Consider the following 23,464-nt stretch of genomic DNA (forward strand, 5'->3'; position numbering starts at 1 on the left):
TCTTCGCCGATGACCGACGCCATCGTCGCGCCGTCCTTGATGACGATGCCCTGCTTCTCGAGGCGATAACGCGCAGGATCTTCGCCGCCTTCGCCGGTGTTGGACTTGCCGCCGATGCGGTTCATCGCCACGGCCAGTGTCGCGTGCGCTTCGGTCGAGATCGAGCCGAGCGACATGGCACCAGTGGCGAAGCGCTTGACGATTTCCTTCGCCGGTTCGACTTCGTCGATCGGGATCGCTTTCGCCGGATCGACCTTGAACTCGAACAGGCCGCGCAAGGTCATGTGACGCTTGCTCTGATCATTGATGATCTGGGCGTATTCCTTGTACGTCGAGAAGCTGTTCGCCTTGGTCGAATGCTGCAGCTTGGCGATCGCGTCCGGCGTCCACATGTGCTCTTCGCCACGAACGCGGAAGGCGTACTCGCCGCCGGCATCGAGCATGTTGGCCAGCACCTTGTCGTTGCCGAAGGCGAGCTTGTGCAGACGCACTGCCTCTTCGGCGACTTCGAACACACCGATGCCTTCGATCGACGACGGCGTGCCGCTGAAATACTTGTCGATCACCGCGCGGTTCAGGCCGATCGCTTCGAAGATCTGCGCGCCGCAGTAGGACATCCAGGTCGAGATGCCCATCTTCGACATGACCTTCATCAGGCCCTTCGACACCGCCTTCTTGTAGTTGTAGATCGCCTGATCCGGGCTCAATTCGCCCGGCAGGCCCTGGGCCATCGCGCCCAGCGTTTCCATCGCCAGATACGGATGGATCGCTTCCGCGCCGTAACCGCCGAGCAGCGCGAAATGGTGCACTTCACGCGCCGAACCGGTCTCGACGACCAGGCCGGTGGAGGTACGCAGGCCCTTGTTGACCAGGTGCAGATGGATCGCGGAGGTGGCGAGCAAAGCCGGGATCGCAACGAAATCGGCGTCCATCTTGCGATCGGTCAGCACCAGGATGTTGTGGCCATCCTTGACCGCATCGACCGCCGTCGCGCACAGGCTGGCCAGGCGTGCTTCCACGCCTTCCTTGCCCCAGGCGACCGGATAGCAGATGTCGATCTCGTAGCTCTTGAACTTGCCGCGCGTGTGCGCGCCGATGTCGCGCAGCTTCGCCATGTCGGAGAAGTCGAGCACCGGCTGGCTCACTTCCAGACGCATCTGCGGATTCAGGTTGGCGGTGTCGAGCAGGTTCGGCTTCGGGCCGATGAACGACACCAGCGACATCACCATCGCTTCGCGGATCGGATCGATCGGCGGATTGGTGACCTGCGCGAACAGCTGCTTGAAGTAGCTGTAGAGCGGCTTCAGCTTGTTCGACATCACCGGCAGCGGCGAATCGTTGCCCATCGAGCCGGTGGCTTCCTCGGCGGCGACGGCCATCGGCGACATCAGCACGCGGATGTCTTCCTGCGTATAGCCGAACGCCTGCTGGCGATCGAGCAGCGACACCGACGACGGCTCCTGCGGGTTCTTCGCCGGCAGCGTCTTCAGCTCGTCGAGCTTGATGCGCACGCGGTTGATCCAGGCCTTGTACGGCTCGGCACTGGCATAGGTGTCCTTGATTTCCTCGTCTTCGATGATCCGGCCTTCTTCAAGGTCGATCAGGAACATGCGGCCCGGCTGCAGGCGCCACTTCTTGGTGATCCGCGATTCCTCGATCGGCAACACGCCGGATTCCGAGGCCATGACCACGAGGTCATCGTCGGTTTCGATGAAGCGGCAGGGGCGCAGGCCGTTGCGATCGAGCGTGCCGCCGATGTAACGGCCATCGGTGAAGCAGATCGCCGCCGGGCCGTCCCAGGGCTCCATCATCGCCGCGTGATACTCGTAGAACGCACGGCGCTGCTCGTCCATCAACGTGTGATTTTCCCAGGCCTCGGGAATCATCATCATCATCGCGTGGGCGATCGGGTAGCCGGCCATCACCAGCAGTTCGAGGGCGTTGTCGAAGCAGGCGGTATCGCTCTGGCCTTCGTAGATCAGCGGAAAGAGTTTTTGCAGATCGTCGCCCAGCTCGGCCGACTTCATCACGCCTTCGCGGGCGCGCATCCAGTTGAAGTTGCCCTTGACCGTGTTGATCTCGCCGTTGTGCGCGACCATCCGGTACGGATGAGCCAGCGGCCATTCCGGGAAGGTGTTGGTCGAGAAGCGCTGATGAACCAGCGCGAGGGCCGAGACGCAGCGCTCGTCCTGCAGATCGAGGTAATAGACGCCGACCTGATCGGCTAGCAACAGACCCTTGTAGACGACGGTCTTCGCCGACATCGACGGCACGAAGAATTCCTTGCCGTGGATCAGGTTCAGGCCGCGGATCGCGTGGCCGGAAGCCTTGCGGATCACGTAGAGCTTGCGTTCCAAGGCGTCGGTCACCGTGATGTCCGGACCGCGGCCGATGAAGATCTCGCGGATCACCGGCTCCTTGGCGCGCACGGTCGGCGACATCGGCATGTTCAGATCGACCGGCACGTCGCGCCAGCCGAGCACGATCTGCCCTTCGTCGACGACAGCGCGCTCGATCTCCTGCTCGCAGGCGATACGCGAAGCACTTTCCTTCGGCAGGAACACCATGCCGACGCCGTACTCGCCAAGCGGCGGCAGTTCGACGCCCTGCTTGGCCATTTCCTCGCGATAGAGCTGATCCGGCACCTGGATCATGATGCCGGCGCCATCGCCCATCAGCGGGTCGGCACCGACCGCGCCGCGATGCTCGAGGTTCTTCAGGATCAGCAGCCCCTGCTCGACGATCGAATGCGCCTTGTCGCCCTTGATGTTGGCGATGAAGCCGATGCCGCAGGCGTCATGCTCATTGGACTTGCGGTACAGGCCGTGCTGTTCGGCGTGCAGACGCTGGGCGGGTGATGCGGGCTCGTGCGACATGGCTAACCTGAGGAAGGTCTGGCAGGGGGACAGGAGCGTACTGCGCCGCAACAAGAATGCCAAGACCACAGCCCCATATTTAATTGGGGTCAGATACATATTAATTTCGCCTGACGCCGGCCCGCATTTAAATTGGGGACAGGTTGAAATCTGTTGTTAATTATTTGTTTAAAGTTGAAACGTGCCGAACCTGAGCGCCGATCAGCCCGGTTTTTTCAGCGCTGGCCGACCAGCGCGACCACGCGTAGTCCGACGATCGGACTGCACTTCGATCTGGTCAAGGAACGCGCGATCGCCCAATGCCCAGCCTTTGAGCGTTGCATCGGTGAGCAGCGCCTGCTGATCAAGCGCGACACCTTGTTGCACCAGATCGGCATAAGCCGCTTCGCGCGCGAATGGTGTGTTACCAAGCGCCCAGCACAGCGGATGCGGTGTCAGCAGCCGATCCTGATGCAGCCCGATGTAATGGCGATGGCTGGACCAGCGCCAGTCGGCCGCTTTCGTCACCAGCCCGGCGCGCACCGGATTGAGATCGATGTAGGCCATGCAGGCGAGCAGGTAGCGATCGGTCTGCACCAAAGTGGCGCGATAACGCCCTTCCCAGAGCGTGCCGGTGCGCACATGGCGCCGGTTGAAGATCTGCACGTACCGCCGGCCGAGCGCCTGCATCATCAGCGGCAAGCCCTTATCGGTGGACGGCGTGGCCAGCAGGTGGAAATGGTTGCCCATCAGCACCCAGGAATGGATCGCCACCCTGTGCTTCGTCGCGTACTCGCTGAGCAGACCGAGCAGGGTTTCCCGGTCCTGATCGTCGACGAATACCGGCTGCCGGTTGTTGCCGCGCTGAATGACGTGGTGCGGGTAGCCGGGGACGGTCAGGCGGGGGAGGCGAGCCAAGGTCGTCGCTCCAGCGTGTCAGCAGACGGACCGGTTCATCGCAACTGCCTCAAGTCGTACAGCCGCGCGTGCTCATCCTGCGCAAAGCGATCCGTCATCCCCGCCACGTAATCCGCCACCACCCGCGCCTGCCCGGTCTCGCCGGCGGTCGCTGCCGCAGCGCCCGCCGCGGCATGAAACTCAGGCGGCAGCAGGCGGATGTCGGCATGCAGCGCTTCGAACAGCTCGCGGACGATGCGCCGGGCCTTGTGCATCACCCGGTAGACCTGGTGGTGGCTGTACAGGTGCTCGCTGAGGTAGCGCTTCAGGTCGCGGTTTTCGCGCTGCATCGCTTCACTGAACGAGACCAGCGGCTTGCCATGGCTGCGCACGGCGTCGATATCGGCCAACTCCTGCTCGGCCAGACGCCGCGTGGTTTCGCTGTGCAGATCGATGACCAGCGCGTTGATCATCCGGCGGATCGTTTCATGGCGCAGCTGGCGCGGCGTCAGCGCCGTGTAGCGCGCCGTGACTTCAGCGTGGAAGCGCGCGAACAGCGGCACTTCGCACATCTGTTCGATGCTCAGCAGGCCGGCGCGCAGGCCGTCGTCGACATCGTGATTGTTGTAGGCGATCTGGTCGGCGATGTTGGTCAGCTGGGCTTCGAGGCCAGGCTGCTGCTTGCTCAGAAAGCGCTCGCCGACATCGCCGAGCGTCGCCGCGCGGCTCAGCGAGCAGTGCTTGAGGATGCCTTCGCGGGTTTCGAACGTGAGGTTCAGGCCGCGGAACTCGGCGTACTTGTCTTCGAGCTCATCGACCACCCGCAGGCTTTGCGCGTTGTGCTCGAAGCCTCCTTGCGTCTTTAGACAGTCGTCGAGGGCGTCCTGGCCGGCGTGGCCGAAGGGCGTGTGGCCGAGGTCGTGGGCGAGAGCGATGGTTTCGGCGAGGTCCTCGTTCAGATGCAGGCCGCGGGCGAGGCTGCGGGTGATCTGGGCGACTTCCAGCGAATGGGTCAGGCGATTGCGATAGAGATCGCCTTCGTGGCTGACGAAGACCTGAGTCTTGTATTCGAGCCGGCGGAACGCCGCCGAATGGATGATGCGATCACGATCGCGCTGGTACTCGCTGCGGCCCTGCGGCGGCGCTTCGGCGTGGCGGCGGCCTCGCGAGCGATCCTCGCGCGCAGCGTAGGGCGCGAGCGTCATGCGGCTTGCGTCGCGGTGCCCGCTGCGTCGGAAGGGGTGCAGAAATGGTCCAGCGTGGCATCAAGCGCGGCAACATCGAAATCGGCCGTGGTCGCCGCTTCGCCGATCGCCCGCATCAGCACCAGGCGCAACTTGCCGGCGGCCACTTTCTTGTCGCGCGCCATCAGGCTGCGGAAATCGTCCGGGGTCATCGCCGCCGGCGGACGCACCGGCAGCTTGGCGCGCTCGATCAGCTTCAGGCAGCGCTCGGCATCCTCGGGCTTCAGCCAGCCGAGGCGCATCGACATGTCTGCGGCCATCGCCAGACCGAGGCCCACCGCTTCACCGTGCAGCCAGGTCTCGTATCGGGTGAAGGTTTCGACCGCGTGGCCGAAGGTATGGCCGAGGTTCAGCAAGGTACGTGGGCCACCGGCCAGCGATTCGCGTTCGTCGAGCGCGACGATCCGCGCCTTCAGCTTGCAGCAGCGCTCGACGGCTTCGGCGACGGCGTTCGGATCGAGTCCCAGGATCGCGTCGAGATCGCGCTCGAGTCGGGCGAACAGCGCGGCATCGCCGAGCATGCCGCACTTGATCACTTCGGCCAGGCCGGCCGACAGCTCGCGCGGCGGCAGTGTGTTCAGGGTGTCGGTATCGGCGAACACGGCGATCGGCTGGTGGAAGGCACCGATCAGGTTCTTGCCGCGCGCGTGGTTGACGCCGGTCTTGCCGCCGACCGAGGAATCGACCTGCGACAACAAGGTGGTCGGCATCTGCACGAAGGCGATGCCGCGCTGGTAGATCGAAGCGACGAAACCGGTCAGATCACCGATCACGCCGCCGCCGAGGGCGATCAGCACGCCATCGCGGGCGATGCGGCTGGCCAGCAGCCAGTCGAGCACCTGTTCGGCATTGGCCCAGGTCTTCTGCAGTTCACCGGCCGGCAGCACGAAGGCGTGCTCGCGGGTCAGGTTCAGGGCATCGAGCACCGGATCGAGATAACGGGCAGCGACGTTGGCATCGGTGACGATGCGCAGGGTCTTGCCGCGCAGCTCGGCATAGGACTCCGGATCGGCCAGCAGGCCGGCGCCGATCGCCAGCGGATAGCTGCGTTCGCCGAGTTCAACGCTTAGGAGTCGACGCATGGCTTCAATGGTGCGGCAGGGGCGGGTGCGGCAATGGGGCGGACCAGATGATCTTCAATCTCGCGGGCGAGAGCGCGAGCGTTGCGCCCATCGGTGTGGACGATGAAATCGGCAATTTCGCGGTACAGCGGATCGCGCAGCGCGAACAGGCGCTGGAGCGTGTCACGGCGATCCCCGACCTGCAACAACGGCCGGTTGTCGGTGCGCTCGGTGCGGGCGATCTGGTGATCGACGCTGGCGTGCAGATAGACGACGAAGCCGCGGGCAGCGAGCAGGGCGCGGGAATCCGCATCCATCACCGCTCCGCCGCCAGTCGACAGCACGATGCCGTCGCGCTGCACCAGTTCGGCGATCGCCGCGGATTCACGCTTGCGGAAACCGGCCTCGCCTTCCTTCTCGAAGATGAAGGCGATGTTGACGCCGGTGCGCGCCTCGACCACCTGGTCGGAATCGACGAATTCCAGCCGGCAGGCATCGGCGAGCCGTCGCCCGACCGTGGTCTTGCCGGCGCCCATCGGGCCAACGAGGTAGATGTTGCGCTTGCTGTTCACCGGCTTCGGATGCGAGTTCGGGCCTGTGCGGCCCGCCCCTGCACCCAGGCCGCGACCGTCAGTTTACCTTCAGGCCCTCGCTGAGGATTTTCGGCGTGATGAAGATCAGCAGCTCGGTCTTGTTCTGGATCTTGATCTTGTTGCGGAACAGCACGCCGAGCACCGGGATGTCGCCGAGCAGAGGCACCTTGGTGACGCTGTCGTTGCTGGTCTGCTCGTAGATGCCGCCAAGCACCACGGTCTGGCCGTTGTCGACCAGCACCTGGGTGGTGACCTTGCGGGTATCGATCGCTGGCGCCGAACCACCGCCGCTCTGGGCGACATCCGTACCCTGCGAATCGTTGGTGACCGCGAGATCCATGATCACCCGGTTGTCCGGCGTGATCTGCGGCGTCACGTTCAGGCTCAGCACCGCCTTCTTGAACTGCACCGCCGTGGCGCCGCTGGACGTGGCGTTCTGGAACGGGATTTCACGGCCCTGTTCAATCGCCGCCTGCTTGCCGTTGGCGGTGATCACTCGGGGTGAGGAAATCACTTCGCCCTTGCCTTCGGACTGCAGCGCCGACAGTTCCAGATCGATCAGCGAATTGCGGCCGAGAATGGCCAGCGCGATGCTGCCGGCCGGATTGGCGACCGGCAGATTGACGTTGTAGCGATCACCGATCGCACCCGCCGCGCGCGGTGCAGGCGTCGAGCCGCCGATCGATGGCAGGCCGGTCGGCGAGCCGCTCAACGAGGTATTTGTGCCTTCGCCGCTGCCGCTGGTCGAGATCAGGCCGCCGTTGCCGCCGTCCCGCGTGCGGTTGCCGCTGAAGCCGAAGCGGGCGCCGAATTCACGATCGAAGTTCGAGCGGGCGACGACGATGCGCGACTCGATCAGCACCTGGCGGACCGGAATGTCGAGGCGCTGCACCAGCGCGCGGATCTCGCCGAGCTTGTCGCGCGTTTCCAGCACCAGCATGGTGTTGGTGCGCTCGTCGACGGTGACGCTGCCGCGCTCGGACAATACCGAGTTGTCTTTCGATTTGATCAGGCTCGCCAGCTCGCTGGCCTTGGCGTAGTTGACCTGGATGATTTCCGAGCGGAGTGCGGCGAGCTGCACCTTCTGCTTTTCGTTCTCCAGATCGGCCTTTTCGCGCTGAGCCAGTTCATCGAGCGGCGCCACCAGGATCACGTTGCCGGACTTGCGCTGGCCGAGGCCCTTGGTGCGCAGGATGATGTCCAGCGCCTGATCCCAGGGCACGTTCTGCAGGCGCATCGCGATCTGGCCGGTCACCGAATCGGAGACCACCATGTTGGTTTGGGCGACGTCGGCGATGATCTGCAGCAGCGAGCGCACATCGATGCTCTGGAACGACAGGCTGATCTTTTCGCCGGTGTACTGCGGCTCCAGACGGCGACGCTCGTCGAGCTTCTCCTGCGAGATCGGCTGCAGTTCCAGCGTGAACACGTTGCCGGACTGATAGGCCACCTGCTCGAAGTCGCCGGCGGCGATCGGGGTGACGATGAGCTGGGCATTGGCGCCGTCGCGGGAGGCGTCGATGAACTTCACCGGGGTGGCGAAATCGAGCACGTCGAAGCGCTTGGCCAGGCGTTCCGGCACCGAGGTGTTCTTGAAACGGACCACGATCTTGCCGCCTTCCTCGCGGACATCGACCGCATTGCGGGTATCGCCGAGCGAAACGATGACCCGGCCTTCGCCCTTCTCGCCGCGGCGGAAGTCGATGTTCGAAATCAGGCCCTGCGCCGGTGCGCTGCTCGCAGCCGCTCTTGCCGGCGCCATCGCCGGGGCAACAGTGGTAGACGTCTGCGGCGGCAACGGCCTGGCGACCGTCGGTGACGACAGCGCGCCGGTGAGACCGGCGAGTTCGAGGTAGATCTTGTTGCCGTCGACGCGCACTGTGTGCGGCGTCAGCGCGTTCATTTCGACGACGATGCGCGACCGGCCCTTGGCCTCGGCAGCGGCCACCGAACGAACCAGGCCGACATTGACCTTGCGATAGCGGTTGAGCAGCGCCAGCGTGGTATCCGGCAGATCGATCGACAGGCGCGCCGGCTTGTCGATGGCGAACACCACCGGCTCCGGTGCCGTGGACGACATGGTCAGGGTCAGCAGCACGCGATCACCGTCGAGCGCGACGAAGTCCATGCTCTGCAGCGAGCGCACCGTCTGGGTCTGAGTCTGGGCCTGCACCGGCAGGCCCAGAGTGACGAGCGCCAGCAGCATCAGTGCCGCGGCACGATGCAGCCATCCCGCCCCGCTGATCACAGCCTTGCTTCCCGGGTGAGCCCTCCGATCTGCAGAGGCGGTTCGAGTCGACATCGTGGTGCTCCAGTGCAGCATCGTTCGGGGGTGGTGACGTTCAGTCGGGTGCGGCTGGCGATTCATTCGGTTGCGGCCAGCGCCGCCGCCCGTTCGGTGAAACCGCCGAAGCCATCCGGAATGATTTCGGTGAGGCTCACTTCAGCCTCGGTGACCTTGTTGATACGGCCGTAGTTCTGGCCCATGTGATCGCCGATGGTGACTCGGTGGATGACCGCGTCCGGCGCCTTGACCATCGCGTAGGTCTTGCCGGAAAAGACCACCATGCCGACCAGGCGCAGCGCATCGATCGGGAATTCTTCCAGCGGTTCCTTGTTGCGATTCAGGTCCGGGCGTAGTGCCGAGTTTTCGCCGCCATCGGCACGCTGCTGCGCTTCCGGCGAGTTGACGAACGGATCGCGGCGGTTGTCGCCGACGTAGGCGTAGGCCTCGTACTGCTTCATCTGCGGAATCGGATCGATCTGCGTGGTCTTGCGCGCCTTGACCTCGGCCACCCAGCCCTCGAGATCACTCATGCTGTTGCTGCAGGCCGACAGCATCAGGCTGGCCAGCAAGGGCAGAGCCCAACAGTGATGGCGGCTCATTGGCGCGCTCCACGGCGACCGGCGCGGCCGGCAGCGGGATCCGTGGCAGTGATTTCGCTTTCATCGAGATAGCGATACGTCTTGGCCAGCGCGCTCATGCGCAGGGCACCTCGACCGAGGCCCTGCTGCGCCGTGCCACCGGCCGGCTTGATCTCGACTTCATCGATGGTGACGATGCGCGGCAGCGCCGCGACGCCGCCAACGAAAGCGCCCATCTGGTGGTAGCTGCCGGTGACCACGATCCGGTTCGGCACCTCGGCGTAGAAATCCTTGGGAATTTCCGTCTGCGGCTGGAACAGCTCTTCTTCCAGGCTGGACGCGACGCGCGTCTGGGAGATGTCGTTGAGCAGGTTCTCGACCTCGGTCTTGCTCGGCAACTGGCGCAGCATGGCGCCGAAATCGCGCTCCATGGTTTCCAGCTGCGCCTTGTAGGCATCGAGTGCGGCGACCTTCTGCTGCTTCTTCTCGAACTCGGCACGCAAGGTCTGTTCGGTCTGCTCCTCGACGCCGAGCGTTTCGTACTCGGGCTTCAGGAACGTCCAGACACCGAAGCCGACCAGCACGATGAACGCCATCACCGCGGCGCCGATATGCGCCCAGCGTGGCCAGGCGCCCGGATTCTTCAGGTCCAGTGCTTGCAGCTCGGCGAATGCCTCCTGAACGGTCATGGCTTCACCTCGGTGCGGCCTGAGGCGCTGGCCGCGGCGGCGTCATCCGCCGAAGCCTTGGTCAGGTTGGTGACCTGCAGGGTGAAATCGCTGTTGCGCTGGCGGTTCTTTTCGCCGGTCTTGATCACCACCAGTTTCGGGTCCTTGAACCAGGGGCTGGAATCGAGATTCTTCAGATAGGCCGAGATGCGGCCGGAGGATTCCGCCACGCCTTCGATGGTGACGTTCTGGCCGCTCTGCTTGATCGAATTCGGATAGATGCCGTCGGGCAGCGTGTTGACGATCTCGTCGAAGAAATGGACGGTGGCCGAGCGGCTTTCCTGCAGCTGCTGGATCACGTTCATGCGCGACACCAGATTGGCCTTGACCTTCTCCAGCTCCTCGATTTCCTTGATCTGCTTGTCGAGATCCTTGATCTGCGCAGTCAGGTATTGGTTGCGGTTCTGCTGGTGCTCGACGGCGCCGGTGATCGTCACATAGCCGAGCCCGAGCAGCGCCACCGCGGCACCGACTCCGAGCCCGACCATGGTCAGGAATTCCTGGCGCCGTCGCGCGCGCCGGGCGGCACGCCAATCGAGCAGATTGATCCGGGTTGTCATGTCTGGACCTAACTCTCTTGATCGAAGGCGCGCAGCGCCAATCCGGCTGCGATCAGCATCGACGCCTGGTCCTGACCGAGCTGCGCCGGCTTGGCGCGGGAATCGACATTCATCTTGGCGAACGGCTGGGCGATCACGCAGGGAATCTGCAGACGCTTCTGGATCGCCGCGTCGACACCCGGGATATGGGCGCAGCCGCCGGCCAGGATCAGCTGGTCGATGACGTTGTGGCGGGAGGCGGCGGCGAAGAAGAACTGCAGCGCGCGATCGATCTGCTGGGCCATGTCGGCAATGAAATGGCTCAGCACTTCGGCGTCGTAATTGGCCGGCAGGTTGCCGAGGCGCGTGGCCTTGCCGGCTTCTTCGAAGCTCATGCCGTAGAACCGCATGATGTCCTCGGTCAGCTGTCGACCGCCGAAGGATTGATCGCGGGTGTAGACGGTCTGCAGGTCGTGAAGCACCAGCAGCGAAGTCGTCGAGGCGCCGACATCGACGATGGCAACTGTCTTGCCGACGCCAAGCGCCGGCATCTGATGGGTCAGCAGTTCGCAGGAATTCTCGAGCGCGTAGGCCTCGATGTCGACGATCAGCGGCGTCAGGCCCGCGATCTCGAGTGCGGCGATCCGCGATTCGACCTGTTCCTTGCGGCAGGCGGCGAGCAGCACGTCGACGCTTTCCTTGTCATGGGCCGTGGGGCCAAGCACCTGGAAATCGAGATTCACTTCGTCGATCGGATACGGAATGTACTGATCGGCCTCGGCCTTGATCTGCTCTTCCATGTCGTTGTCCTTCAAGGACGCGGGCATCGAAATGACCTTGCTGATCACCGAGGAGCCAGCGACCGCGACGGCGCACTGACGGTTGCGGGTGCCGGCCCGGTTCATCGCTTTCAGGATCACTTCGCCGACGGCGCGCGGGTCGGCAATCTGGCGGTCGACGACGCAGTTCGGCGGCAGCAGTTCGATGGCGAAGGATTCAACGCTGTAGCGATCGCCGCGACGGCTCAACTCCAGCAGCTTGACCGCGCTGGATGAAATATCCAGACCGATCAGCTCCCGGCTCCGCCTTCCGAACAGCGACTGTTTGATCGACATGTTGTCCCCACACACCCCAGTTGACGAGCCCTCGCGAACTGCGGCGGTCGGGCTTTGATGACGGCTTCCCGAGCAGGACTTAATATAGTCCATGTTGTTTACGCCGCAGCAACAACTTACTTGCCTAAGTGCCTGATGGGAGTCCCAAAGCAGGCGATGAAAGGTGAACCCTCAAGAGCCGTCGAGGATGGCCGGATGGATCACCAGAAAGCACTCCCCAGAGCCTGCAGTTTCCGGTCCATTACAGCGCATTTTCCAAGTCATTTGCCGGGCCATTCCCCAAGGCCAATTCCAGGACCGATATCCGTGATCGAAACCCGTGTCTCCTGATCGCCGCCGCCTCGTCGGCCGCATCGCCCTGATCAGCCTGCTGGTGTTGAGCCTTGCTGCCGCCGGCGGTTTTCTGATGCTGCGCGCCTGGGTGATGCCGCAACTGCCTTCGGTGGCAAGCCTGCACGAAATCCGTCTCGGCGTGCCACTCCGGGTTTATACGCGGGACGGAAAACTGATCGGCGAGTTCGGCGCCGAACGGCGTGAACCGCTGACCTATGCGCAACTTCCCAAGCCGCTGGTACAGGCTTTCCTGGCCGCCGAGGATGATCGCTTCTTCGAGCATTCGGGTGTCGATGTCGCCGGCCTTGCGCGTGCCGCCGTGGTGCTGGCCACCACCGGCCAGAAACGCCAGGGTGGTTCGACGATCACCATGCAGCTGGCGCGCAATGTCTATCTGACCAACGAGCGCAGCTTCACCCGCAAGATCAAGGAAATCTTCCTGGCCCGGAAGATCGAAAGCGAGCTGAGCAAGGAGCAGATTCTCGAGCTGTACCTGAACCGCATCTTCCTGGGCAATCGCGCCTACGGTGTCGGCGCTGCGGCTTCGGTCTACTTCGGCCGCGAAGTCAGCAAGCTCACCGTCGGCGAGATGGCCTTGATCGCCGGCCTGCCGAAAGCACCGTCGCGCGACAACCCGCTGAATAATGCCGACCGCGCGAAGAATCGCCGCGACTACGTGCTGCGCCGCATGCACGATCTCGGCTATATCGACGACAGCGCCTGGAAGACCGCCACCGCCGAGCCGATCACCGCCTTCGAGCATCCGGCGCTGGTGGAAGTGGAAGCCAGCTATGTCGCCGAGATGGTCCGCGCCGAGCTGTACGCCAAGCATGGCGAAGCCACCTACACCGATGGCTACGTGGTGACCACGACGCTCGACTCGACCCGTCAGCTCGCCGCCAATGCCGCGCTCAGAGGCGGCCTGCTGGCCTACGAAGAGCGCCATGGCTACAACGGCGCCGAAGCGAAACTGCCGCCGGCACTGCTGGCAACCCTGAGCAGCAAGCCATCGTCGCCGGAAGTACTGGTGCAGCTGGCCGCACGGCCCCCAGTGGCCGGTCTGCAGCCAGCCGTGGTGCTCAGCCTGACGCCGGAACTGCTGCGCGTGGTCACCGACAACGGCGTCGTCGAACTGCCGAAGACCGCATTCGCCTGGGCCGGCTTCAACGAGAAGCGGACGCTCGCCGCCGGCGACATCGTCCGTATCGCCAAGATCGGCAGCAACCTGCGGCTGACTCAGATTCCCGAAGTGCAGGGCGCCTTCATCGCGCTCGATCCGCGTGACGGCGGCGTGCAATCGCTGGTCGGCGGCTACGATTTCTTCCTCGGCAATTTCAACCGCGTGACCCAGGCACGTCGTCAGGTCGGCAGCGGTTTCAAGCCCTTCCTGTATACGGCGGCCTTGTCGAAAGGCTACACGCCGGCCTCGATCTTCCTCGACGCGCCGGTGGTGTTCACCTCCAGCGTCAATCCGGACGACGACTGGCGGCCTGGCAACTACGAAGGCAAGTTCCGCGGCCCGATGCGGCTGCGCGATGCGCTGGCGCTGTCGCGCAACCTGGTGTCGGTGAGAGTCGCGCAGGCCGTCGGCATCGAATACACGCGCGAGTTCGCCTCGCGTTTCGGCTTCGACAAATCCCGCCTGCCGGCCGATCTGACCGTCGCCCTCGGCAGCGCCTCGATGACGCCGATGGAGCAGGCCCGCGCCTATTCGGTGTTCGCCAACGGCGGCTTCCTGATCGATCCCTATTTCATCGCCTCGATCACCGATGGCACTGGCCGCGAGGTGTTCCACGCCCGGCCGAAGCTGGCCTGTCCGGCCTGCGATGCGCCGCCGCCGGAACCCGTGCTCGATCCGGTCACCGGTCAACCGGTCGCCGTTCCAGCGCCGCAGACGGTGGAAGCACCCGAAGCGCTGGTGCCGCCGGAAGATCGTGCACCGCGGGTGCTGGCATCCACGCTCGACTACCTGATCAGCAGCATGCTGCATGACGTGGTCACGCGTGGCACCGCGTCCCAGGTCAGGAGCCTCGGCCGCGATGATCTGGCCGGCAAGACGGCGACCTCGAACGATGAGACCGATGCCTGGTTCAACGGCTTTTCGACCACGCTGGTCGCGGTCGCCTGGGTCGGTTTCGACCAGCCGAAGCCGCTCGGCCGTGGTGAGGTCGGTGGTCGCGCCGCGGTGCCGATGTGGATGGATTACATGAAGACCGCGCTGAAGGGCGTGCCGCAGACCAAGCAGCCGAGGCCGCCGGGCCTGACCGATATCGCGATCAATCCGGCCACCGGCAAGCTGGTGGCTGGCGGCACGCCGGGCTCGCTGTCCGAGATCGTGCAGAGCGATCACCTGCCGCCACCGGATGACGGCATCAGCCCTTACGGCAATCCAGACAACGCCGCCGCCGACATCTTCTGATGAGCCGGCGTAGCGCCCCGAGCAGCAGCCACGGCAGCGACCTGAGCCGTGAAGTGATCGCGGAAACAGCGCGGATCATCTGCGAGGAGGACGTGCTCGACTACCGCAGCGCCAAGCTGAAGGCGCTGCAGCGGCTTGGCCTCAGCAGCCGCGGCGCGCTGCCTGACAACGCCAGTATTCAGGCCGCGGTGATCGAGTACCAGCGGATCTTCGGCGGCAGTGATTACGCCGGCCACCTGATCGCCATGCGCCGCGCCGCCGTACAGGCGATGAAGCTGCTGCAGTCGGGCTTCTCGCCACGGCTGGTCGGCGCGGTGGTCAGCGGCGCGATCACGGCTGCGCACCGCGTGCAGATCCACGGCTTCGCCGATCGTCCCGAGACGCTCGATTTCTTCCTGCAGGATCGCGGTATCCCGTTCGAACAGGACGAGCGCGACTATCGCTACCCGGATGGCACCGAAGTGCCGGTGCCGCTGGCCCGTTTCGAGGCCGGCGAGATCGGCATCGACATCGCCATGTTCGGGCTCGACGATCTGCGCCGCACGCCGCTATCGCCTAGCGATGGCCTGCCGATGAAGCGCTTGAACCTGGCCGATGCCGAAGCACTGGCAGCCGTCGGCATCGACGCGATACTCGGCAGCCAGACGCCTAGCTAAATACGGCTGGCGAGCAGCACCGCAACGAAAAAGGCCAGCTCGAAAGCTGGCCTTCTCTGCTGCCTCAGACGATCAGCGCGTCGAGATCGCCTGATACTCGCGCACCGGCGCGCCGGTGTAGACCTGACGCGGACGGGCGATCTTCAGGCCGGCCGGATCGGCGTTCATCTCGTTCCAGTGAGCGACCCAGCCAACCGTGCGAGCGATCGCGAACATCGGCGTGAACATGTTCACCGGGATGCCGAGGGCCTTGTAGATGATGCCCGAGTAGAAATCGACATTCGGGTACAGCTTGCGCGACTTGAAGTAGTCGTCGTTCAGCGCGATCTCTTCCAGCTTCATCGCCAGTTCGAGCTGCGGATCGTCGATCTTCAGTTCCTTGAGCACCTTGTGGCACTGCTCGCGGATGATCGTCGCGCGCGGATCGAAGTTCTTGTACACGCGATGGCCGAAGCCCATCAGGCGGACGCCGGAATTCTTGTCCTTGACCTTGTCCATGAAGGTCTGGACGTTCTTCACGTCGCCGATTTCCTCGAGCATCCTCAACACGGCTTCGTTGGCGCCGCCGTGTGCCGGGCCCCAGAGCGCAGCAATGCCGGACGAAATCGCAGCGTACGGATTGGTGCCGGTCGAACCGGCCATACGCACGGTGCTAGTCGAGGCGTTCTGCTCGTGATCGGCGTGCAGGATGAACAGCACGTCCAGCGCCTTGGCGGCGACCGGATTGATCTCGTAATCCTCGGCCGGCACCGCGAACATCATGTGCAGCAGGTTCGAGCAGTAGTCGAGCGAGTTCTTCGGATACATGAACGGCTGGCCGAAGTACTTCTTGTACGCGGCAGCCGCGATCGTCGGGATCTTCGCGATCATCCGGTGGGCAAAGATCTCGCGGTGCTTCGGATCCTTGTTGTTGGTCGTGTCGTGATAGAACGCCGACAGCGAACCGACGATGCCGGTGAGCATCGCCATCGGATGCGCGTCGTAGTTGAAGCCCTTGTAGAAGCTCAGCAGCGACTCGTTGATCATCGTGTGGCGACGGATCGAGGCGTCGAACTCGTCGAGTTCGGTCTTGTTCGGCAGCTCGCCGTGCAGGATCAGGTAGGCGACTTCGATGAACGAAGAGTGATTCGCCAGCTGATCAACCGGGTAGCCGCGGTACAGCAGGATGCCCTGGTCGCCATCGATGTAGGTGATCGCGCTCTTGCACGAGCAGGTCGACGTGAAACCGGGATCGTAGGTGAACAGATCCATCTTGTCGTAGACCTTGCCGACATCGGCACCAGCCGGCCCCAGCGTGCCTTTTACCAGCGGCAGATCGACCTTCTCGCCGGTTTCGTTGTTCAGCAGGCTGTAGCTCGTCATCGCATCTTCTCCGTCTGACTGTTGGGACGGCATTGCGTCCCGCAAGAAATGTGCAGCGCCGCAATCAATCCGCACAAAAACCCAGTGCACACCGTGGGAGGTGGCAGAAGGGTCTTGGGGGATTTCCCGGCGAGTCCGGCAAGCATAACGATTTTCGGTGTCCTTCGGCCATAGTCTGGCTCGATCAAAACACCGGAAGCCTGTGCTTTCCTGTGCTCAGCGCGAACCAGACTCAGCAAGGGACACAAAAAAGCCGCCCGAAGGCGGCTTTTTCACAGCGCGGGGCTGAAGACAGATCAGGAAGCGTAGCGCTTGCGGAACTTGTCGATACGGCCGCCGATGTCGGCAACCTTCTGCTTGCCCGTGTAGAACGGGTGCGAAGCGCTGGACACGTCCAGGTTCAGCAGCGGATAGGTCTTGCCGTCGATCACGATCGTTTCACGCGGCTTCAGCGTGGTACGGATGATGAAGGTCTTGTCGGCGGAGTTGTCCTTGAAGGCAACTTCGGAATATTCGGGATGGATGTTGGGCTTCATGGCGTCCTCGGAGGTTGGTGCCTACCGGACAGCGGAGGGCGAAAGGACGCGGAGTCTAATGAACTGGCCGGATCGAGGCAAGTCCTTCGCCAGAATGCCCGCCTTCAGTCGCTTTCGGCTTCGACGTCGACGGTGTGCTCGTCCAGATCGTCCGACACCCAGACCCGCACCGTCATCGGCCGGCAGCAGACGCTGCAGTCCTCGCTGTAGGTCTGCGAGCCGGCGCTGAGATCGATGGTCAGCGGAATGATTTCCCAGCAGGCCGGACAGGTGACCTTGGTTTCTTCGAGGATATCGCCGCCTTCGGCGTCATCAACGGCTTCGACGACTTCCTTGACGCTGATCGTGTACTCCTCGTCCTCGTCGACCAGCAGCCGCACGGTCATCGGCGAGTCGCAAACACAGCATTCCTCGACCCAGGTTTTCGAACCCTTGTCCGGATCGACCGTCAGCGGGATCGATTCGTGGCAGGCCGGGCAGATGACTTCAGCTTCTTCGCGCATGGTCGGGAGTGCGGGGTCGGAGGCAGGATCAGAGAAACTCGCTGATTAGTGTATTCAGATGCGCGCGGCCGAGCGCAGTCGGGCGGACGATCGCCTCATCCCGCTCGAGCAAACCCCGTGCCGCCAGCTTCGCCAGTCTGGGCTCGATTTCGGACAGTGCAAGCCCGGTCCGCGCCTCGAACAGCGCCGGACTGAAGCCTTCGTTCAGGCGCAACGCGTTCATCGCGAACTCGAACGGCAGCTCCAATGCGCCGACTTCCCGCTGTTCCTGCAGCGACGACGCCTGACCGGCAGCGGCCTGATAGGTCTTCGGCAGCTTGTGCCGCGCGCGGCGTTCGATGCGATCGGCGAACGTGCGCTTGCCATGAGCGCCGGCGCCGATGCCGAGGTAGTCGCCGAACTGCCAGTAGTTGCGGTTGTGCCGGCTCTGCCGCCCCGGCTGCGCGTAGGCCGAAACCTCGTACTGCGCATAGCCCTGGTCGGCGAGCAGCGCCTGCCCGGCCAATTGCATCGCCCAGGCCGAGTCGTCATCCGGAAGCGCAGGCGGCCGGGCGGCAAATTCGGTGTTCGGCTCCAGGGTCAGCTGGTAATAGCTCAGATGCTCGGGGCCGAGCGCGATCGCCTCGCGCAAATCCGCTGCCGCTTCGGCTTCGCTCTGCTCGGGCAGCGCGAACATCAGATCGAGATTCAGATTGTCGAAACCCGCCGCGCGGGCAATGCGCACGGCGCTCACTGCATCGTCATGGCCGTGAATGCGGCCGAGCCGCTTGAGCATCGCGTCGTTCAGGCTCTGCACGCCGATCGACAGGCGATTGACCCCTGCTGTTCGGTAATCACGGAAATAGCCGGCGTCGACGGTGCCCGGATTGGCTTCCAGCGTGATCTCGATGTCCGGCGCGAAGTGGAGCCGCCGGGCAAACGCTTCGAGCACCGACGCGATCGCCCGCCCAGAAAACAGGCTCGGCGTGCCACCGCCCATGAAGATCGACTGGATCGGCCGCGATTCCGGCTGCTGCAGCTCGAAATCGAGATCGCGGATCAGCGCCGCGACGTAGGCATCTTCCGGCACTGCGCCGCGAAGGCCGTGCGAGTTGAAATCGCAGTACGGACACTTGGCCACGCACCAGGGAAAGTGCAGGTATAGCGACAGCGGAATCGCTGCCGCCTCGACACCGGTCACGGCTGCAGTTGCGCCAGCAGCGCCGCGAACGCCCGGGCGCGATGGCTGAGCGTGTTCTTGGTCGCAGCGCTCAGTTCGGCGGCGGACTGGCCGGACACGAGATCGAGAAACAGCGGGTCATAGCCGAAACCGTTGGCACCGCGCGGCTCGCGCAGGATGCGACCCGGCCAGGCGCCGAAAGCGATCAGCGGCACCGGATCGTCGGCATGGCGCAGCAGCGCCAGCACCGAGACAAAGCGGGCGTCGCGCTGCTCATCGGGCGTTTCGGCCAGTGCGGCGAGCAGCTTGGCGTTGTTCGCGGCATCGTCGCCCTGGGTTCCCGCGTAGCGCGCCGAATAGACGCCAGGTGCGCCACCGAGCGCGCCGACTTCGAGACCGGAGTCGTCGGCAATCGCCGGCAAGCCGGACACCTGCGCCGCGTGACGCGCCTTGATCAGCGCGTTCTCGACGAAAGTCGGCGCGGTTTCTTCCGGCTCGACATCGCTGAACTCGGAGACCAGCTTCAGCTGATAGCCGAGCGGTGCAAGCAGGCTTTCCAGCTCGATCAGCTTCTTGCGGTTGCGGCTGGCGAGAACGAGCGCGCCCATGATTCAGCCCGGCGCGATCAGCGCGCGGCCAGCGCCTGCTGCTGGATCGCGCACAGCTCGGCGATGCCCTTCTGGGCGAGGCCGAGCAGGGCATCGAGTTCGCTGCGCTGGAAGGCGTGCCCTTCGGCAGTGCCCTGCACTTCGATGAAGCCGCCGGCGGCGTTCATGACCACGTTCATGTCGGTCTCGCAGTTCGAGTCCTCGGGGTAGTCGAGATCGAGCACCGGCGTGCCGTTGTAGATGCCGACCGATACCGCGGCGACCTGGCCGTGCAGCGGGTCGCGCTTGATCTTGCCGATCTTGCGCAGATGGGCGATCGCATCGGCGAGCGCGACATAGCCGCCGGTGATGCTCGCGGTGCGGGTGCCGCCATCGGCCTGCAGCACGTCGCAGTCGATGGTGATGGTCAGGCCGGCCATGGCGTCGAGATCGAGCACCGAGCGCAGGGAACGGCCGATCAGGCGCTGGATTTCCTGGGTGCGGCCGCTCTGCTTGCCCTGCGCCGCTTCACGCTTGGAGCGCGTATGCGTGGAGCGCGGCAGCATGCCGTACTCGGCGGTCAGCCAGCCGCCGTCCTTCTTCCACGAGGGGCCGCGTTCCTCGACGCTCGCCGTGCACAGCACCTGGGTATCGCCGAACGCGACCAGCACCGAACCTTCGGCATGGCGCGTGAACTGACGCTGGATCGTGACGGGACGAAGCTGGTCAGGCGCGCGGTTTGAGGGACGGGTCACGTGGGTCTGCGGCAGGGGAACGGGCGCGGAGTATACCGCCGCCCATCCGAGGCCAAGCCCGGGCCCAAGGCAACCGCCAGACCAGCAGCACGGCGAGGATGGCGGCGTACAGCAGCGGTTCTGACAGGTCTTTCTTGACCAGCCAGACGTAGTGCAGCACGCCGAGGATCGCCGCCGGATAGACCAGCCGGTGGAGCATTTTCCAGCGCCGCTTCAGACGCCGCTGCCAACCGTCGGTCGAAGTGATCGCCAGCGGCAGCAGGAACAGCCAGGCGGTGAAGCCGACGGTGATGTACAGGCGCTTGACCAGATCCTCGCCGAGCTTCGCCAGCGCCTGGGCCGGTGCCAGGATGTTGAGATCGAAGACGATGTAGACGGAGAAATGCAGGCAGATGTAGGCAAACGCCCACAAGCCGACGGTTCGCCGCAGCTTCAGCGGCCAGACCCAGCCGGTGAGGCTGCGCAGCGGCGTCATCGCCAGACTCAGCAGCAGGAAGCGCAGCGACCAGTCGCCGAGCGCGTGCTCGAGGAACTCGATCGGATTCGCCCCGAGCCGGCCGTTCAACAGCCGCTCGACGAGCATCGCCAGCGGCGCCAGCGCCAGCAGCCAGATCAGCGCTCGCGCCAGCCGCAGCCGGGCCACCGGGCTGATGGTCATCAGTAGTTCTTGCGCAGATCCATGCCGGCGTACAGCGAGGCCACTTCCGGATAGCCGTTGAATGGCAGCGTCGAACGCCGGAACAGCTCGCCGAGGCGGCGTTCACTGGCCTGGCTCCAGCGCGGATGATCGACCGCCGGATTGACGTTCGCGTAAAAACCATACTCATCGGCGCCGAGCTGGTTCCAGGTGGTTTCCGGCTGGGTTTCGGTGAAGCGGATCTTGACGATCGACTTGACCCCCTTGAAGCCGTACTTCCACGGCGTGATCAGCCGCAGCGGCGCGCCGTTCTGGTTCGGCAGCACCCGGCCATAGAGACCCACCACCATGAACGCCAGCGGGTGCATGGCTTCGTCGATGCGCAAGGCTTCGCGATACGGATAATCCAGCACGCGTCGCTTGATCATCGGCATCTGCACCGGATCGGCGAGCGTGAAGAACTGCACGTACTTGGCCTTGGAGTTCGGCTTGAGGCGCTTGATCAGATCGGCCAGCGGAAAGCCGATCCAGGGCACGACGACGCTCCAGGCTTCGACACAGCGCATGCGGTAGATGCGTTCTTCCAGCGCATGGGGCTTGATCAGATCGTCGATGCCGAGCACACCCGGAGCATCGCATTCGCCTTCGACGGTCACCGACCAGGGACGCGGCTTCAGCGTGCCCGAGTAGCTCGCCGGGTCCGACTTGCCGGTGCCGAACTCGTAATAGTTGTTGTATTGCGTGATGTCGTCGTAGCTGCAGACCTTTTCGCCGCCGGCCATCTCGGTCTTCTTGCTGACCTCGAGCGTGGCCAGGCCGGACTTGGCCGCGCCATCGGCAGCGGCAGGTTCTGCCTGCGGCGCTTCCTTGGCATCGCTGCAGGCGGACAGCGCCAGCCCGGCGGTTGCCAGGCCCATCTTGGCGAGAAAATGCCGGCGATCCTGGAACACCCGCTCGGGCGTGATCTCGCTGGACGCAATCGGAAACTCGGGGGCTACGCGGATCAGCATGTCGGTGGCTCGGGTCAGGCAGTGATAACGGTCTGACCGCAGCTTAACCAGCCGGTTTCGCCGTAACATGGTTCAAGTACGCGAAGACATGAAAGACGGACGCTTGAACACGCAAGACAACGAAGCGCTGCAGGAACTGGTCGATACCTTCGACATGCTCGGCGATTGGGAGGAGCGCTATCGCTACCTGATCGAACTCGGCCGCAAGCTGCCGGAGATGCCGGAGGCCGAGCACAGCGAGATCAACAAGGTGCGCGGCTGCATGAGCCAGGTCTGGCTGGCCGGCGAAGTCGGCGACGACTCCCGCCTGCATCTCAGAGGCGATTCCGATGCCCACATCGTCAAGGGCCTGATCGCGCTGATCCTGGCGCTGACCGATGGCCGCACCGCGCAACAGGTGCTCGATACCGATATCAAGGCCGCGTTCGCGCAGCTGGGCCTGGAAAGCCATCTGTCGATGAACCGTCGCAACGGCTTCTACGCGATGGTCGAGCGCATCAAGGCGATGGCCGCTGCCGCGGCGGGCTGACCCACAGCGATCGTCACGATGCGGGTGGGGCGGGCCTTGCCCGCCTGTTCCTTGATGGGCTGAAGGTGCCGGCGGGCGAGGCCCGCCCTACGGAATCGGCGGGGACACAAGGCGCTCACAGATCGACGAGTAGAATCAAGTCGTCTACCGGAGTAACCCCATGTCGATCTTTGCGCTGGCGCTGCTCATATTCGCCCTTGTCACGCTGTTCAAGGCCGTGGTCACGGTGCCGCAAGGCGCGGAGTACACGATCGAGCGCTTCGGCAAGTATCGCGCAACGTTCACGCCCGGCCTGCAGTGGCTGGTGCCCTTCGTCGATCGCATCGGCCGCAAGCTGTCGATGATGGAACAGGTGCTCGACGTGCCGTCGCAGGAAGTCATCACCAAGGACAACGCCATGGTCGGCGTTGATGGCGTGGTGTTCTACCAGGTGCTCGACGCCGCCCGCGCCGCCTACGAAGTGCAGAACCTGCAGTACGCGATCCTCAATCTCACCCAGACCAATCTGCGCACGGTGATGGGCTCGATGGATCTCGACGAGCTGCTCAGCCAGCGCGATCACATCAATACCCGCCTGCTGGCCGTGGTCGATCAGGCGACCTCGCCCTGGGGCATCAAGGTCACCCGCATCGAGATCAAGGACATCCGGCCGCCGATGGATCTGGTCGAAAGCATGGGCCGGCAGATGAAGGCCGAGCGCGACAAGCGCGCCTCGATCCTCGAAGCCGAAGGCATGAAGCAGAGCGCCATCCTCAAGGCCCAGGGTGCGCAGCAGGCGCAGATCCTGTCCGCCGAAGGCATGAAGCAGCAGGCGATCCTCGACGCCGAAGGTCGCAAGGAAGCCGCGTTCCGCGATGCCGAAGCGCGCGAGCGCCAGGCCGAAGCCGAAGCCAATGCAACGGCTCGGGTCTCCGCCGCCATCGCCCAGGGCGACGTGCAGGCGATCAATTACTTCGTCGCCACCAAGTACATCGAAGCGCTGAAGGACATCGCCACCAGCCCGAACCAGAAGCTGGTGTTCATGCCGCTGGAAGCCGCCAGCGTGATCGGCGCGATCGGCGGCATTGCCGATCTCGCGAAA

22 protein-coding genes are annotated in these 23,464 nt (G+C 64.2%); 4 read left to right on the forward strand and 18 right to left on the reverse strand.

What is annotated here, in order from left to right; translation table 11 throughout:
• From QZY06_RS13780 to QZY06_RS13825, 10 genes are all read right to left on the reverse strand, one after another.
• On the reverse strand, nt 1-2,876 hold a 2,876-nt coding region (locus QZY06_RS13780; protein WP_295685468.1), incomplete at its 3' end, for a glutamate synthase central domain-containing protein.
• Between the two features lie 201 nt (nt 2,877-3,077).
• Nucleotides 3,078-3,773 carry a transposase gene (locus QZY06_RS13785; protein ID WP_295685471.1) on the reverse strand — a complete coding sequence of 232 codons (696 nt, stop codon included), beginning with the start codon at nt 3,771-3,773 and terminating at the stop codon, nt 3,078-3,080.
• A 35-nt stretch (nt 3,774-3,808) separates the two neighbouring features.
• Nucleotides 3,809-4,957: a deoxyguanosinetriphosphate triphosphohydrolase gene (locus tag QZY06_RS13790; protein WP_295685474.1), complete on the reverse strand. Its 1,149-nt coding sequence runs from the start codon at nt 4,955-4,957 to the stop codon at nt 3,809-3,811.
• Nucleotides 4,954-6,078, reverse strand: coding sequence for a 3-dehydroquinate synthase (gene aroB, locus QZY06_RS13795; RefSeq protein WP_295685477.1), 1,125 nt, complete (start codon nt 6,076-6,078; stop codon nt 4,954-4,956). Before aroB ends, QZY06_RS13790 begins: the two co-directional genes overlap by 4 nt.
• Nucleotides 6,063-6,629 (reverse strand): shikimate kinase AroK, encoded by a 567-nt coding sequence (gene aroK, locus QZY06_RS13800; protein WP_293390741.1) that lies wholly within the window; start codon nt 6,627-6,629, stop codon nt 6,063-6,065. The genes aroB and aroK overlap by 16 nt, the downstream gene beginning before the upstream one ends.
• A 58-nt stretch (nt 6,630-6,687) precedes the next feature.
• Nucleotides 6,688-8,856: a type IV pilus secretin PilQ gene (gene pilQ, locus QZY06_RS13805; protein WP_295685481.1), complete on the reverse strand. Its 2,169-nt coding sequence runs from the start codon at nt 8,854-8,856 to the stop codon at nt 6,688-6,690.
• 158 nt (nt 8,857-9,014) lie between these two features.
• A complete protein-coding gene (locus tag QZY06_RS13810) occupies nt 9,015-9,536 on the reverse strand; it encodes a pilus assembly protein PilP (protein ID WP_295685484.1) in 522 nt (173 codons plus the stop codon).
• Entirely contained in the window at nt 9,533-10,204 is a 672-nt protein-coding gene (locus QZY06_RS13815; protein WP_295685487.1) for a type 4a pilus biogenesis protein PilO, read from the reverse strand. The genes QZY06_RS13810 and QZY06_RS13815 overlap by 4 nt, the downstream gene beginning before the upstream one ends.
• On the reverse strand, nt 10,201-10,803 hold the full coding sequence (locus QZY06_RS13820) for a PilN domain-containing protein (protein WP_295685490.1): 603 nt from the start codon (nt 10,801-10,803) through the stop codon (nt 10,201-10,203). Before QZY06_RS13820 ends, QZY06_RS13815 begins: the two co-directional genes overlap by 4 nt.
• An 8-nt stretch (nt 10,804-10,811) precedes the next feature.
• The gene (locus tag QZY06_RS13825) at nt 10,812-11,897 is read right to left on the reverse strand and encodes a pilus assembly protein PilM (RefSeq protein WP_295685493.1); all 1,086 of its coding nucleotides are present in this window, start codon (nt 11,895-11,897) and stop codon (nt 10,812-10,814) included.
• A 319-nt stretch (nt 11,898-12,216) separates the two neighbouring features.
• Between QZY06_RS13825 and QZY06_RS13830 the strand changes: the two genes are divergently transcribed.
• Nucleotides 12,217-14,649 (forward strand): penicillin-binding protein 1A, encoded by a 2,433-nt coding sequence (locus QZY06_RS13830; RefSeq protein ID WP_295685496.1) that lies wholly within the window; start codon nt 12,217-12,219, stop codon nt 14,647-14,649.
• Nucleotides 14,649-15,305 carry a hypothetical protein gene (locus QZY06_RS13835; protein ID WP_295685499.1) on the forward strand — a complete coding sequence of 219 codons (657 nt, stop codon included), beginning with the start codon at nt 14,649-14,651 and terminating at the stop codon, nt 15,303-15,305. Before QZY06_RS13830 ends, QZY06_RS13835 begins: the two co-directional genes overlap by 1 nt.
• A gap of 72 nt (nt 15,306-15,377) precedes the next feature.
• On the opposite strand, the gene QZY06_RS13840 is transcribed toward QZY06_RS13835, so the two are convergent.
• The 8 genes from QZY06_RS13840 to msrP form a co-directional block, all read right to left on the reverse strand.
• On the reverse strand, nt 15,378-16,667 hold the full coding sequence (locus tag QZY06_RS13840) for a citrate synthase (RefSeq protein WP_295685502.1): 1,290 nt from the start codon (nt 16,665-16,667) through the stop codon (nt 15,378-15,380).
• Between the two features lie 296 nt (nt 16,668-16,963).
• Nucleotides 16,964-17,203: a type B 50S ribosomal protein L31 gene (locus tag QZY06_RS13845; protein WP_293390767.1), complete on the reverse strand. Its 240-nt coding sequence runs from the start codon at nt 17,201-17,203 to the stop codon at nt 16,964-16,966.
• A gap of 104 nt (nt 17,204-17,307) precedes the next feature.
• Nucleotides 17,308-17,706: a CPXCG motif-containing cysteine-rich protein gene (locus QZY06_RS13850; protein WP_295685504.1), complete on the reverse strand. Its 399-nt coding sequence runs from the start codon at nt 17,704-17,706 to the stop codon at nt 17,308-17,310.
• A gap of 28 nt (nt 17,707-17,734) precedes the next feature.
• Entirely contained in the window at nt 17,735-18,886 is a 1,152-nt protein-coding gene (gene hemW, locus QZY06_RS13855) for a radical SAM family heme chaperone HemW (RefSeq protein ID WP_295685506.1), read from the reverse strand.
• Complete coding sequence (rdgB, locus tag QZY06_RS13860) at nt 18,883-19,473, reverse strand: RdgB/HAM1 family non-canonical purine NTP pyrophosphatase (RefSeq protein ID WP_295685508.1); 591 nt, start codon at nt 19,471-19,473, stop codon at nt 18,883-18,885. Before rdgB ends, hemW begins: the two co-directional genes overlap by 4 nt.
• A gap of 17 nt (nt 19,474-19,490) precedes the next feature.
• Entirely contained in the window at nt 19,491-20,207 is a 717-nt protein-coding gene (gene rph / locus QZY06_RS13865) for a ribonuclease PH (protein ID WP_295685510.1), read from the reverse strand.
• The gene (locus QZY06_RS13870; RefSeq protein ID WP_295685512.1) at nt 20,179-20,865 is read right to left on the reverse strand and encodes a sulfite oxidase heme-binding subunit YedZ; all 687 of its coding nucleotides are present in this window, start codon (nt 20,863-20,865) and stop codon (nt 20,179-20,181) included. Before QZY06_RS13870 ends, rph begins: the two co-directional genes overlap by 29 nt.
• Nucleotides 20,865-21,851, reverse strand: coding sequence for a protein-methionine-sulfoxide reductase catalytic subunit MsrP (gene msrP, locus QZY06_RS13875; protein ID WP_367275645.1), 987 nt, complete (start codon nt 21,849-21,851; stop codon nt 20,865-20,867). Before msrP ends, QZY06_RS13870 begins: the two co-directional genes overlap by 1 nt.
• A 91-nt stretch (nt 21,852-21,942) precedes the next feature.
• Between msrP and QZY06_RS13880 the strand changes: the two genes are divergently transcribed.
• Both QZY06_RS13880 and QZY06_RS13885 read left to right on the forward strand, forming a co-directional pair.
• Nucleotides 21,943-22,383 (forward strand): SufE family protein, encoded by a 441-nt coding sequence (locus QZY06_RS13880; RefSeq protein WP_295685519.1) that lies wholly within the window; start codon nt 21,943-21,945, stop codon nt 22,381-22,383.
• A gap of 160 nt (nt 22,384-22,543) precedes the next feature.
• On the forward strand, nt 22,544-23,464 hold a 921-nt coding region (locus QZY06_RS13885), incomplete at its 3' end, for an SPFH domain-containing protein (protein ID WP_295685522.1).

This window comes from uncultured Nevskia sp. (assembly GCF_903885465.1).
Lineage (GTDB): Bacteria > Pseudomonadota > Gammaproteobacteria > Nevskiales > Nevskiaceae > Nevskia.

Bases quoted from the DNA above. Each gene is read 5' to 3' on its own strand.
- QZY06_RS13790 (WP_295685474.1), bottom strand. From the start codon at position 4,957: ATGACGCTCGCGCCCTACGCTGCGCGCGAGGATCGCTCGCGAGGCCGC.
- aroB (WP_295685477.1), bottom strand. From the start codon at position 6,078: ATGCGTCGACTCCTAAGCGTTGAACTCGGCGAACGCAGCTATCCGCTG.
- pilQ (WP_295685481.1), bottom strand. From the start codon at position 8,856: ATGCTGCTGGCGCTCGTCACTCTGGGCCTGCCGGTGCAGGCCCAGACT.
- QZY06_RS13810 (WP_295685484.1), bottom strand. From the start codon at position 9,536: ATGAGCCGCCATCACTGTTGGGCTCTGCCCTTGCTGGCCAGCCTGATG.
- QZY06_RS13815 (WP_295685487.1), bottom strand. From the start codon at position 10,204: ATGACCGTTCAGGAGGCATTCGCCGAGCTGCAAGCACTGGACCTGAAG.
- QZY06_RS13820 (WP_295685490.1), bottom strand. From the start codon at position 10,803: ATGACAACCCGGATCAATCTGCTCGATTGGCGTGCCGCCCGGCGCGCG.
- QZY06_RS13825 (WP_295685493.1), bottom strand. From the start codon at position 11,897: ATGTCGATCAAACAGTCGCTGTTCGGAAGGCGGAGCCGGGAGCTGATC.
- QZY06_RS13835 (WP_295685499.1), top strand. From the start codon at position 14,649: ATGAGCCGGCGTAGCGCCCCGAGCAGCAGCCACGGCAGCGACCTGAGC.
- QZY06_RS13840 (WP_295685502.1), bottom strand. From the start codon at position 16,667: ATGACGAGCTACAGCCTGCTGAACAACGAAACCGGCGAGAAGGTCGAT.
- QZY06_RS13845 (WP_293390767.1), bottom strand. From the start codon at position 17,203: ATGAAGCCCAACATCCATCCCGAATATTCCGAAGTTGCCTTCAAGGAC.
- QZY06_RS13850 (WP_295685504.1), bottom strand. From the start codon at position 17,706: ATGCGCGAAGAAGCTGAAGTCATCTGCCCGGCCTGCCACGAATCGATC.
- rdgB (WP_295685508.1), bottom strand. From the start codon at position 19,473: ATGGGCGCGCTCGTTCTCGCCAGCCGCAACCGCAAGAAGCTGATCGAG.
- QZY06_RS13870 (WP_295685512.1), bottom strand. From the start codon at position 20,865: ATGACCATCAGCCCGGTGGCCCGGCTGCGGCTGGCGCGAGCGCTGATC.
- QZY06_RS13880 (WP_295685519.1), top strand. From the start codon at position 21,943: ATGAAAGACGGACGCTTGAACACGCAAGACAACGAAGCGCTGCAGGAA.